This is a genomic window from Paenibacillus tundrae (assembly GCF_036884255.1).
Taxonomy (GTDB): Bacteria; Bacillota; Bacilli; order Paenibacillales; family Paenibacillaceae; genus Paenibacillus.
Genome location: NZ_CP145605.1, coordinates 1,899,905 through 1,912,950, shown reverse-complemented (window position 1 = coordinate 1,912,950; position 13,046 = coordinate 1,899,905). Strand labels below are relative to the sequence as shown.

Genomic DNA, 13,046 nt, shown 5'->3' with positions numbered 1-13,046 from the left:
ATAACCAAAAAAGTCACATCGATCCTCTATATGCTAAGGATTCGATGTGACTTCAAGCAATTCCTGCTAATCTTTGTTCAAAAAATTGACTTCTGTTCTATTTACGCAATTCAGCTGCAAATTGCTCCTCAAGACGAGCAACGACGCGAGCGTGTACCTCGGTAATTTCCTCATCAGTAAGCGTGCGCTCACGATTGCGATAGACCAGTGCCATGGCTACACTCTTCTTATCTTCACCCAGCTTGCTGCCTGTGAACACATCGAATACCTGTACCGTCTGTAGCAGCTCACCCGCTGATTCACGAATGGCTTTTATCATGTCACCGGCTTCAATATCTTTGTTTACTACAACAGCAATGTCACGCTCCACTGCCGGGAAGCGAGGAAGCTCACGATAACGGATATCCGCATCAGCTTCACTGTAGATAGCTTCAAGTCTGATCTCAGCGATATATACATCATTCAGATCATATTGTTGTTGCAGTTCTGGATGCAATTGACCCATCGTACCGATCAGCTTGCCTTCTTCTCCATTTTTTCCATCCAAGTATACTGAAGCAGAACGGCCTGGGTGGAATCCTTCAGGGCTGTTCGCTACCAAGCGAATGTGTTGCTCTAGACCGAGGTAAGCAAACAGGTTCTCAAGTGCACCTTTCAAGTCGAAGAAGTCCACTTTCTCTGCGCCTACATTCCACTGTGTGGCTGCACGATTTCCAGTGATCAACAAGCTAAGAACTGGAATTTCATGAGGCTGCTTAGTCAACTGCTCTTCTTCAGTGAAGAACACACTGCCAACTTCAAAGACTGCAAGTGAATCCTGTTTCCGATTCATATTGTATACTGTTGCATCCAGCATCTGGGGCAAAATGCTTGTGCGAAGCACGCTACGGTCTTCACTCATCGGCATCGCCAGCTTCACATACTTACTGTCACCAGTAAGTGCAGGGAATAGCGACGTTTTATCTGGGTGTACGAAGGAATAACTGATCATTTCCTGCCAGCCGCTACCTGCAAGCACGCCACGAATAGTGCGGCGCATTGCTTGCGAACGAGTGTATGCACCTGGTGTCGTTGGTCCTTCAATAAGTGTCGTAGGAATATTGTCATATCCATACAGACGAGCAACTTCCTCGAACAAGTCAACATCTAGTGTGATGTCCCCTCTACGCGATGGGACCTCAACATCAAGTAAACCCTGTTCAGCGTCGCCACAAGCGAAATGTAGCCGAGCAAAGATCGTTTTAACTTCAAGCAAGGACAGATCTGTTCCCAGATAACGATTAAGTCTATCGAGAGACAATTGTACGATCCGTTTCTCTGCTGCAACTGCACCAGCTTCTACCGTACCTTGATGAACCTCACCTTCAGCATAACGCTGGATTAGCTCAGCAGCACGGTCTAGGGCTGTAATTACTGCACCTGGATCAACTTCTTTTTCAAAACGCATGCTTGCTTCGGAACGCAGCCCTAGTTGGCGCGACGTTTTCCGAACTGATCCGCCGTCGAACTTAGCGGACTCCAGCAACAGATTAACCGTTCCTTCCGACACTTCGGAATTCTCGCCACCCATTACCCCAGCAATGGCTACTGGTTTCACACCATCCGTAATGATCAACATATGTGGCTCAAGCTTACGCTCTTGACCATCAAGCGTTACGATGCTTTCGCCTTCCTTCGCCATCCGCACGTCAATATGACCCTTCTCCAGCTTATCCGCATCGAAGGCGTGCAACGGTTGACCATATTCCAGCATGACGTAGTTCGTGATATCAACGATATTGTTTATTGGTCGAACACCCGCTGCCATCAGTCGGTTCTGCATCCAGAGCGGGGAAGCACCGAGCTTAATGCCTGTAATATAACGAGCCGCGTAATGAGCGCATTGCTCTGTAGCTGTAATTTCAACGGAGATATGATTCGCAGCAGCATCGCTAATCTCAACGAGCTGTTGCTTCGGATCTGGTAAGTTTACTTCACGTCCCAGAATCGCGCCTACTTCATAAGCTGCACCACGCATACTCAGACAATCAGAACGGTTCGGGGTCAGATCCAATTCAAGCACATGATCATCCAATCCAAGTACCTGGCTGATTGGTGTTCCGATTTCCGTTTGCTCTGGTAACACGAGAATACCTTCCTGCTGATCCTTAGGAAGCAGCTTGTCGTTCATGCCCAGCTCTTTTGCGGAGCAGATCATACCAAGGGAAACTACGCCGCGCAGCTTCGCCTTTTTGATATCAAACCCACCAGGAAGCTTCGCGCCAACAAGAGCTACAGCAACCTTTTGGCCTGCATCCACATTTTTCGCGCCGCATACGATCTGTAGCTCTTCTTCTTGTCCTGCATCAATAATACATACGTTTAATTTGTCCGCATCCGGATGCTTTTCCTTGCTCTTTACGTAACCGACAACCACTTTATTTACGCCCTGATTCCGGTTCTCTACTACATCAATCTCAATACCCGCCCGGGTGATCTTCTCCGCCAATTCCTGTGGCGTCGCACCTTCTAGGGAAATATAATCAGACAGCCAATCTGTCGATACTCTCATGGACGTTCACTTCCTTTATCTATAAATTAGTGTTTGGCGCTCAATGCTCGGTACGCCTATCTTTATTGAATTCTTCATATGCTGCATATACTTTTAAGAGGTTGTTCAAAGAGTCCGCTTTTGATTACGAAGAATGCCTGACGGCATCTCAGCATCGAATATGGAATTCAGCCGAAATGTCCGTTGCTCACGTAGCTCTTCCTACGCTCCGCTACTCCATTTCTAGCTTCATCCCATCTTCTCGGTACTGAAAACCTTCCTTTTTGAACATGCACTTTAAGGTTATAGCCGTCCGAATTGCTTGAGGAATGCCATATCACTGTTATAGAAATGACGGATATCGTCGATGCCATACTTCAGCATGGCAATACGCTCAACACCCATACCGAACGCGAATCCACTATACTTCTCAGGATCGTAACCACCCATTTCTAACACTTTCGGGTGAACCATACCACCGCCAAGAATTTCAAGCCATCCTGTTTGTTTACATACACGACAGCCGCTGCCGCCGCATTGTACACACGTTACATCTACCTCAGCACTTGGCTCAGTGAATGGGAAGAAGCTTGGGCGCAGACGAATTTCAGTGTGAGCACCGAACATTTCACGTACGAATTGCAGCAGCGTTCCCTTCAGATCGCTCATCCGAATGTTCTCGCTAATTACGAGACCTTCGACTTGATTGAATTGGAAGGAATGCGTTGCATCATCATCATCTCGGCGGTAAACCTTACCTGGGCAGATGACTTTGACAGGAACCTCACCCTTCATGCTCTGCATCGTACGCACCTGAACAGGCGATGTATGAGTACGCATCAGCAAGTCTTCTGTAACGTAGAAGGAGTCTTGCATATCACGTGCTGGGTGATTCTTAGGCAGATTCAGAGCCTCGAAGTTGTAGTAGTCCATCTCTACCTCTGGCCCTTCTGCTACACGGTAACCCATTCCGATGAAAATATCTTCAATCTCCTGCACCACTTTAGTCAGAGGGTGTAATCCACCCTGGCGTCCGCGACGTCCTGGAAGAGTGACATCAATTTTCTCTGATTGCAGACGTTTCGCTGTCTCTTCCTTCTGGAACTGAATTTGCTTGCTGTCGATGACTTCCTCAATCGCACTACGTACATCATTCGCAACCTGCCCAATGACTGGACGTTCCTCTGCACTTAATGCACCCATACCGCGCAAAATCTCAGTCAATGCACCTTTTTTACCTAAATACTTTACACGCAGATCACCCAGCGTCTGTGGATCGTTCACGCCAGACAACTGTTCCAACGCTTCGATCTTCAATGCCTCTAAACGTTCTTTCATGTGTAAATGCCCCCTTTTTATAGTGTAATTTGCAACAAAAAAAGGCCTTTTCTCCCCAAAAGGGACGAAAAGACCGTGGTACCACCCTTGTTAGACAACGATATTGCTTGAAGCTACTGGCCTGCAATACGTCTGTCTCACTTTGTACGGAATAACGACCGTTAACCGTTTACCCCTACTGTCGCAGCACAACGTGCATCATCAAGTTCAGGGAACCGCTTCGGAGTGAATTTCGGCAGCCTTGTTCTACAGAAACGCTCTCAATCTACGGCGCTTCCTCCCTGTACAGAGGCACTACTTACTTATCTCCATCATTGCGTTTACATGTTAGAAAAACCTATATCAACAACCTTCAAGTACGTACAGCCTCTCTTCGAGGCAAGCTGTTGATGATCGTTCATTATTATATTCAATATCGAATGAAATAGCAACCGTTATACTTCGATATCAGTCGAATATGGGACGATATGGGCTTACCATTCTGACAACGGAACAAGTTTAAAGGTCGCTGTTATACCTAGATTCTTCACCCTTTAGTCAGGAAAACTTGAAGGATAACATCTTGCGGTTTCACACAATACAGCTCAATTTGATTGATGCAGTTGCCCCAGCCGCTGCTTAATACGCTGAATTTCCGCAGCTTCCTTCGCTCGTTCCTCTTCCGGTTCTAGCTTCGTCTGATCCTCGCTATCTCTTGTGGCACGATTCATTGGAGATAACAACTCAGACAGTCGCATCTCCAGACGCAATCGTTCATCATCAGAATCTCTGTTCTGTAATGCCGATTCTCTTAGAACATGAGATTGTTCCCAGTCTTCTACCCCACCTTCGAAGTAAATCGCCGTACCATCTGATTTGAGGTCAAGCAACCGATTGGCAAGCTCTTTGGTTAACATTCGATCATGTGAGACTAAAACAAATGCACCGGAAGCCTGTTTTAATACATTTTCCATAACTTCCTGGGTATCAATGTCGAGATAGTTGGTTGGTTCGTCTAGCACAAGCAGGTTCGCTCCTCCGAAATACAGCCGCAAGAAAGCCACTCTACACTTCTCTCCCATACTCAAATCCCCAATTCGCTTGAATACATCTTCTCTAGAAAAGAGGAAACATCCCAAAATCGTACGTGCCGCACTCTGTGTCATGGAAGGCAGACTAAGCAAGCTGTCCAGCAATGTCTGCTCTTCTGGAAGTCCTTCGAGTTCTTGTGAAAAGTAACCGATCTTCAGCCCGGGATTCCTTGTCACATCCCCTTGTACAGGCTCAAGCTCTCCAATCATCAGTTTAAGCAATGTCGTCTTCCCCGTACCATTGAGGCCACGTACAGCCAGACGATCCCCTCGCTCTACTGCAACGTTCAATCCATGAAATAGAGGATTCTCCCCAGGATAAGCAAACTCAACCTGATTCAATCTTAGGAGCTGGCGTGCACCGAGAGACTTCATATTTAGTTCCATGTTTAACCGAGTAGCCTCTCGTGGCTTATCCACGCGCTCGTTCTCCAACCGTTCAAGCTGCTTTTGCTTGGCATGGTAACGAGAGATGTTCTTGTTTGCCTTGGCTTTGTAAAAGCTCTGGGTGATTTTGACCTCAACGTCGGTTGCTGAATTATGCGCTTTATGAAACCACTGCTGGTAGTTACGAATTGTCTCTTCTAATGCCTTCTTCTCTAATTCTTGTTTACGATACAGAGCCTCCTGTTCCCGTAATTCCCGTTCTTTGTGACCTTTGTATGCGGTGTACCCACCCTTGTACTTGACGAGTTTGTCTGAGCTAAACTCAATGACCCCTGTTGCCACTTCATCAATAAACGTTCGGTCATGTGACACAAACAAGAGTGTGCCTGTATAAGCGGATAGCCAGCCCTCTAACCAGCGCATGCTTTCTTCGTCCAAATGGTTCGTTGGCTCATCCAGAATGAGAAACTTCGGTTTACTGACCAATAATCCAGCAAGCCTAGCTTTTGTTTTTTGTCCGCCACTCAAAGAATCATAGGGTCTGCTCCAATGCTCAGACGTTAATCCAAGCCGCGTCAATACCTTCTCAACCTCAGTCTCCCACATATAACCGTTCAATTGCTCGTATTCTTCCATTGCTACCGTGTAGGCTTCCATCCATTGTTGCTCTTCTCCGGCACCGCACGCACTTAAATGTCCTTCCAGTTCTATGAGCTTACGCTTGACCTCGTAAATTTGCCCACTCTCCTGACGAACTGCATCCAGCACCTTCATCCCAGGTTCGATCTGAGAGCGTTGACGCATAAATCCCCAGTTCTGCTGTGGCAAAGCACGCTCGATCCTTCCTCCGCCCTCTTCTTCCCCTAGAATCATGCGCAGCAAAGTCGTTTTGCCACAACCGTTGGATCCCAGAATCGCCAGTCTCTCCCCTTCATTAATTTCTAGCTGCAATCCTGTAAATAATTCTATTCCGTTCCATTCCTTAGATACTTCATGTAAGCGCACCAATGTCATCATGAGGCCTCATCCTTCCCGCTTCCAAAATAGGTTGTGCGGTCATTGCAGGAAATTCAACCCCTTATTTCCTAACAAAAAAACCGCTGGCATCAGCCGGCGGTTGGGCAATTCAGGATTGAAAAAAGCATCACAAAACAGGCAAAAGATATCCCCAAGTATAAGCAAATAAACCCAAACATCGGGTATGGCCATCTAGCCTACTCGCTCTACACTTGATCCCATTGCTGAATTTGGACACACGGATCCCCTCATTGCTCAGCCGGACTGGCTGACTGCGTCATCAATAAACGTCTGCAGTTAACTTGGGTTCAGTTCATGTGTCTTACTTCATGGGACGTATGGTTACCTCTCATTCACGTGTAGTATCAATTTCTCTGTTATTGTAACAGATGTTGGTAAAAAAGCAAAGGTAGCATCGAGATCATTCTACAGATCCTAATCGGAACTGAACACGCAAAAAACCCCTTGCTGTATACAGCAAAGGATTTAAGCATACCGTTAAGCGGGTGATGGGAATCGAACCCACGCTATTAGCTTGGAAGGCTAAAGTTCTACCATTGAACTACACCCGCATGATCAGTTTCAAACCAATGTTCTGATGATATATCAGTCGCATAAACGAACTAAGGAAAATATCCTTACATGCGTTAAGCAGTTAACATTAATTTTACAATAATATTATAACATGAGCTACGATGATGTGCAACTTTTATTTCCATTCAACGAATAATTAACATCCAAAAAAAAGACAGAAGCGCTTGAACGCTCCTGTCTTCTCTTTGTTTTATCCTGCTGGTTTATCAACATCTCGTAGAAACTTCGTCTCGAAATCCGATGGCAAGATCGGTTTGCTGAAAAAGTATCCCTGTGCTTCATGACAATGCTGATCACGTAGAAATACGAGCTGATCCTCATTCTCTACGCCTTCAGCTGTAACCTTCAACTGTAGATGGTGCGCCATCGATGTAATTGTGGATACAATCGCTGCATTGTTGCGATCCTCCATCACTTCGTTCACGAAAGAACGATCGATTTTGAGTCGGTCAATCGGCAAGTCCTTCAGATAGTGAAGAGAGCTATATCCTGTGCCAAAGTCATCAATACTGATATGAACACCGATCTCTTTAATTTTGCGTAACTGCTCAAACGCACGATCTTTATCGAATGTCATACTTTCCGTAATTTCAAGTTCAAGCCACGCTGGCTCCAGACCCGTTTCATTAAGTATTCCACTAATATTGTCCAGCAGATGGGAATGTCTAAACTGTCTCATCGACAGGTTCACGGATACACATAATTTACGATAGCCCGCTTCTTGCCAGATTTTATTTTGCTTACATGCCTGACGTAGCACCCATTCACCCAACGGAACAATTAATCCGCTCTCTTCCGCCAGTGGAATAAATTCTGCAGGGGATATCGATCCCCTCTGCGGGTGCTGCCAGCGTACTAGTGCTTCCATACCTACAACAAGTCCACTCGCAAGGTTTACTTGTGGTTGATACATCAGATAGAACTGTCCACGATCTAACGCTTTACGCAGGTCATTCTCCAGTTGAAGACGCTCTTGAGCCTTCATCTGCATGGCATGAGCATAACGATTCAACTCCAGCCCCTGTTCCTTCGCATTATGCAGCGCCGTGTCTGCATTCTGGATGATCTCCTCAGGTGACTCACCGTCATGAGGGAAGATAGCCATACCAATCCCTAATGTAAGATGATATTCATTGCCATCAACCATGACCGGTTTTTCGAATAGTTGCAAAATGGATCTTGTACGGCGCAAAGCCGTATCCGTTGTATAGAAATCCGTCATAGCAATGACGAATTCGTCTCTTCCTAGACCAAATACTTCTTCACAAGGCAGAGAGGAATGCTTCAAACGTTGTCCTACCTGATGTAGAACTCGATTGGCTGCCTGTTGACCAAGTGAGTCATTAATGGTTTTGAAGCGATTGATATTAAGCACCAATACCCCTACAAGCTGTTCCTGGACTACCGCTTCGTCCATCATCGCTTTCAGTCTCTGAGAGAGACGGCGGCGGTTAGGAAGTCCAGTCACATCTTCATGATGGGCAATGTAATTCATCCGCGCTTCAGCAGCCTGCTGTTTGAGGAACGGTGTATCGACCACAGAGGTGTATAACCCTTTTTGAATGAAATAGTACCCAATACAATTACTCAACAAACCCATTAACAGGTTGATATCATTAACCATTGTTGCAGAGACCCAGTAACATTCGGCAAATAAAAAACTCAGCGTTCCATACAGAATGTAAGGAAGGTCTCCATCTTTATTTTTCTTCCACTTATAAAATAAAACGATGGCGGATACGCCATATAAGACGCCTACCAAAAAGTGAAACTGCGTAAATGTATAGCTGAGCACATCTTCTTCAAGCAGTTTAGGTAATCCGCTCCAATTTTGAATTCCCAAAGTGTACAGAATAACAAATCCACCAAGTGTTCCACTAAACAGCAAGAATTTGCGTGGTAATGCAATTTCCTTTTCGCTCACTGTATAAATGAACAATAATCCTACCGCACAGATTACTGATCCCAGTGTCATCATTTTCAACGAAAGCTCCGATTCAATCATCGCACCATTCGGAATTTCTTCGGCAAATAGAACGATATGAACCAGTTGAAACAGACCCACTAACAAAAATAAGGTGGTCAGTAAAACCCTGCGTAGGGTTAATTTGGGCGTTTGGAACAAGAGGCTTTGATTGTAAATCCCAATACATGCTGCCGCTGCAGCAAAACCACTCAAAAGCATTAAAACCGGATAACCTGATATGATCAGATCAGAGCTTGTAGAGGAACGAAACCATTGACTAACAATGTAAAGCAATAAGCCACATACTAGGGCCAAAATGACTACTTTTCTCTGATCTTGCAGTTTAACCTTCATGCATACTTTTCCTTCCCGGGGTCACCTATCCTGAATAACGTTTCCTCATCCGTGATGATCTTTCTGAAATTTTCAAAAGTTACATCATTCGACATTTATTTATTTTACCAACGTTCAAATTACATGCTTCAACATGCTGTCTGGTACATAATAACATTTATATCCGCAGACGTGAACAAAAAAATAATCGTATATAGGAATAATTATTCATGACTCATCGAGAAACAAGGTACTTAGAACTAAAAAAACACGTTCTCCATAGAGAGAACGTGTTTTAGTTGGTTTAGCAACAGTCCATTGGACTGTTTTTTATGCATTTATGCATGTTTATGCTTACTTATCAAAATTCACTTCTGGTGTTGTCAGTTTGTCATAGAAATCAACAACCTTATCTTTATCCTCGGAAGACCGAAGTGCCATTGCAGAGCGAGGATGCTCGTCCAATGTGCCTGTAATCATGTATGGCAAGATGTAGCCCCATTCTTCTTTTTCACGAAGAGGTACCATCAATTGCTCCAATACACCCAGTACAGGACGCAAGTTGTATTTAGTTCCCTTCAGGTGAGCAACCAGCAATTCCGTTGGACAGTTCCCTGCAGCACGACCCATACCGTACACTGAAGCATCCAACAATTCCACACCAAGCTCTGCCGCTACAAGTGAATTGGAGAATGCAAGCTGCATGTTATTGTGAGTGTGCACGCCAAGACGTTTGTTTGGAAGGTGTGTTTTGAATTTCTCTACAAGGTACTTCACGTCATTATGATCCAAGCTACCGTAGGAGTCTACAATGTAAACAACGTCTACAGAGCTGTCTTTGATCATTTCGAATGCTTCCAGCAGTTCATTTTCCATAACATTGGACAGCGCCATAATGTTAAGTGTCGTTTCGTAACCACGATCATGGAACGTTTGAACCAGCGCAAGCGCCTTGTCCACATCTTTGCTGTAGCAAGCCACACGGATCAGATCAAGCATGCTTTCGCTGCGTGGCAAAATGTCATTTTCGTCCACACGGCCAACGTCTACGAGTGCAGACAGTTTGGTGTTCCCTTTTTGCGGAATAACCTTACGTAGGAAGTCATCATTCAGAAAACGCCAAGGGCCTGCATCTTCGGCACCCTTCAGCAGTTTAGGAGAGTTTTTATATCCAATTTCCATATAATCAACGCCGGCTTCATTCAATCCAGCATAGAGCTGTTGAACAAAATCCACGCTAAAGTCCCAGTTATTAACCAACCCGCCATCCCGGATCGTACAATCTACAATTTTGCAATGATTTGTCTTCATTTGTCTGCTCCTTTTCTGACCAACTTGTGTATTCCTCTCATGATACTTGAACGTGACAAGAAAAGTAAAGGGATAAACGCGCTATTCTGTAACTAGGACTTCCATATTTGATCCAATTCGTTCATTTTATCAGTATCCGGCGCTTTCTTTCCATAACGGACAGCATTATACGCATCCGGCAATATTGTAGATAACCTTTTATCCCCTTGTTTCGATCCCTCTCGTTGAACAATCTCACCTGTTTCTAAAGGTGTCTGTGAACCTTCAATATGAACCCCACTACGCGCAGCGCTGTTAATCCATTTTCGATAGTAAAAACGAATTCGATCTCTGTCCTGCGTGGGGAGAGGCTCTTTCTTGCGGAACCAAGGCTTTCGAACTCTAGTCGGAGCTGCAAGGGTCTCACTAATATCCATATATTCCGTTGGTGGAGTCATCTTCTTGTCTTTGGAATTCATCATGCCTTTCAAACGCTCCATAAGTCTGTGCAGTGCGCCTTGCCCCCATCTCATCGTAAACCATAGAATGACCAAGATCACGGCAATGAGAACCACCCAGCCAAGAATATCCCACAGTATAGAGGGCTCTGAGTTTCCTTCTGTCGTTTGTTCAGGCAACATGGGTGTATTCATGGGCTCCGCTGGCGGTATAGGTGTTTCCTGCCCAGAAGTGTTCAATAACCCTCTTATCCAGGCCAGCAAGCGATCACGCAAAGGACCTAACCAGGCAGCAAGGCTGGGAAATGCTCCAATAAGCCCGATTGTAATTAAAATCCACATTAATCGCTGACGATTAGCTCGCGCAAACTCCCGTAGAACCAATCTTCTATTGCTATCATTTAGTATGGCTCGATCCATTTGTGAACTATACAAGGTTATCATCCAACCGGCGAAGCAAATTACGCCTGATACATATAGACTTGTCACATACGGCTGCAACAAATGAAATGGTTCACCCCAACTCGAAGCCACACTAAGCAGAATGGAACTAGACACCCCCACAAGCTGCAATCTCAACGTTGCGGTCGAACGGAGATAGGGACCTGAGGTAAGTCCGATATAAGCAGAGATTATCCCCCACACGCCAACTGTGTATAGTTCAAGCCATGGGAGAGATAACGTAAGGTTAGTTATTAGAAATACAACTGCACCTAGTACAATAGCTACGCCCGAACGGTAGAATGCATGACTCCCCAAGCGTGGAAACCGCTGCTGAACGAGTACCGCTAATCCTGCAGTAATAATATAGTAGAACAATAGCGTATAAGGTAACGATCCCGACGCGTAAAGTGAGGTGAGTGTTAAGATGGGATAGATGTAGGTACCGATTAACAGAGCCGCAATACACGAAAGCCCTAACTTAACCTTCGATGAGATGGAATCATTCATGCACTCACCGCCTTGTTACTCGTTGTCACTTGCTCTACGGGAAGAATAGTTACACGATGTCCTTGTTCATGCAAACGTGCAATTTCATTCTCCATGGCTGGAGACACATATGTTGTAATCAATAGATAACTTCTCGCCTGATGCGCTTCTTCATTACGTAACACCTCATCGCGTAAGAACTGCTCCATGGGCACCATACATTTCAATTCGATCTCCGCCATTGCTTCCAACAGTAACTCCAAATGAGGGGTACCATAGTCTGGTTCGATCCTTAATGGCTCATGTCCGCCGCCTATTCGATAACCATTATGGGCAAAACCCGCTGGTAGGCCACGCTCAATGGCATCCACAACTGCAGTTGCAGCATAACGAAGAGCTTGTTCGATCGTCTCGGGCTTAGTCACCACACTCCACATGTCTGCGGATTCCTGAATATTGACTACAATCCATGATTGTGGATCTGCTGTCCAGCCCTGCTTATACACCTGCAATTCCCCTGTACGCGCACTAGCTTTCCAGTGTATTCGATTCATGGGGTCACCGGCACCATACGGACGTACACCTAGGATCAGAAAAGGATCCTCCACAATCCAGCGGGACACCTCTACCTCTCCCTGCCATACTTGATAAATGGCCGGTAGATCCTCAGGCCGAATCAAGGAGGGGTACACAATCATGGACAGCTGCATGGGAATAAGCTTCGAGGTACGCCATACCCCAAAAAGATCCCCACCTGTCATTGTAACGCTCTGCATCGTATATATCCCACGGCGACTGCATACCACAGGATGCTTGCGTGTAATACGAGTAAACGGTTTCAAAGTAAAGATACTCTTATGATTCTGATAGATCTCACCTTGACTAATCGCCATACCTGAACCGGTACGGAAAACAAATGATCCTGGTAGCATGGCTTCAAGACGAAGCCAAGGTACAGACACACGCTTCTCATTAGCTATGGTCTCTACCATCTCCAACTCATCGCCAGCATAACAGCGTGATTTACTAAACTCTCTTGAATACGTGAGCTTACGTAATGCAGAGCGTCCAAACCACAAGCCATGTATACCTAGAACAATGCCGCCAACAACGACTAACCATAGCAAATCCAT

The 13,046-nt window shown here is 45.4% G+C and carries 7 protein-coding genes and 1 tRNA gene; all 8 read right to left on the bottom strand.

Translation table 11 applies throughout. The annotated features are described in order from the left end of the window. Nucleotides 1-97 precede the first annotated feature (97 nt). Nucleotides 98-2,551: a phenylalanine--tRNA ligase subunit beta gene (gene pheT / locus V6W81_RS08525; protein ID WP_338542645.1), complete on the bottom strand. Its 2,454-nt coding sequence runs from the start codon at nt 2,549-2,551 to the stop codon at nt 98-100. Between the two features lie 282 nt (nt 2,552-2,833). Continuing rightward, the gene (gene pheS, locus V6W81_RS08520; RefSeq protein ID WP_056698620.1) at nt 2,834-3,868 is read right to left on the bottom strand and encodes a phenylalanine--tRNA ligase subunit alpha; all 1,035 of its coding nucleotides are present in this window, start codon (nt 3,866-3,868) and stop codon (nt 2,834-2,836) included. Nucleotides 3,869-4,452: 584 nt separating this feature from the next. Next, nucleotides 4,453-6,342 carry a ribosomal protection-like ABC-F family protein gene (gene abc-f / locus V6W81_RS08515; RefSeq protein ID WP_338542644.1) on the bottom strand — a complete coding sequence of 630 codons (1,890 nt, stop codon included), beginning with the start codon at nt 6,340-6,342 and terminating at the stop codon, nt 4,453-4,455. A 501-nt stretch (nt 6,343-6,843) separates the two neighbouring features. Continuing rightward, nucleotides 6,844-6,914, bottom strand: a tRNA-Gly gene (locus V6W81_RS08510). 212 nt (nt 6,915-7,126) lie between these two features. Next, nucleotides 7,127-9,256 (bottom strand): bifunctional diguanylate cyclase/phosphodiesterase, encoded by a 2,130-nt coding sequence (locus tag V6W81_RS08505; protein ID WP_145047985.1) that lies wholly within the window; start codon nt 9,254-9,256, stop codon nt 7,127-7,129. 333 nt (nt 9,257-9,589) lie between these two features. Further along, nucleotides 9,590-10,546, bottom strand: a complete 957-nt coding sequence (locus V6W81_RS08500) for an aldolase catalytic domain-containing protein (RefSeq protein ID WP_056698628.1) — start codon at nt 10,544-10,546, stop codon at nt 9,590-9,592. A 92-nt stretch (nt 10,547-10,638) separates the two neighbouring features. Continuing rightward, a complete protein-coding gene (locus tag V6W81_RS08495) occupies nt 10,639-11,934 on the bottom strand; it encodes a hypothetical protein (protein WP_338542643.1) in 1,296 nt (431 codons plus the stop codon). Continuing rightward, complete coding sequence (locus V6W81_RS08490) at nt 11,931-13,046, bottom strand: DUF58 domain-containing protein (protein WP_338542642.1); 1,116 nt, start codon at nt 13,044-13,046, stop codon at nt 11,931-11,933. Before V6W81_RS08490 ends, V6W81_RS08495 begins: the two co-directional genes overlap by 4 nt.

Coding starts and splice junctions, on each gene's coding strand:
- V6W81_RS08500 (WP_056698628.1), bottom strand. CDS start 10,546: ATGAAGACAAATCATTGCAAAATTGTAGATTGTACGATCCGGGATGGC.
- pheT (WP_338542645.1), bottom strand. CDS start 2,551: ATGAGAGTATCGACAGATTGGCTGTCTGATTATATTTCCCTAGAAGGT.
- V6W81_RS08490 (WP_338542642.1), bottom strand. CDS start 13,046: ATGGATTTGCTATGGTTAGTCGTTGTTGGCGGCATTGTTCTAGGTATA.
- pheS (WP_056698620.1), bottom strand. CDS start 3,868: ATGAAAGAACGTTTAGAGGCATTGAAGATCGAAGCGTTGGAACAGTTG.
- abc-f (WP_338542644.1), bottom strand. CDS start 6,342: ATGATGACATTGGTGCGCTTACATGAAGTATCTAAGGAATGGAACGGA.
- V6W81_RS08495 (WP_338542643.1), bottom strand. CDS start 11,934: ATGAATGATTCCATCTCATCGAAGGTTAAGTTAGGGCTTTCGTGTATT.
- V6W81_RS08505 (WP_145047985.1), bottom strand. CDS start 9,256: ATGAAGGTTAAACTGCAAGATCAGAGAAAAGTAGTCATTTTGGCCCTA.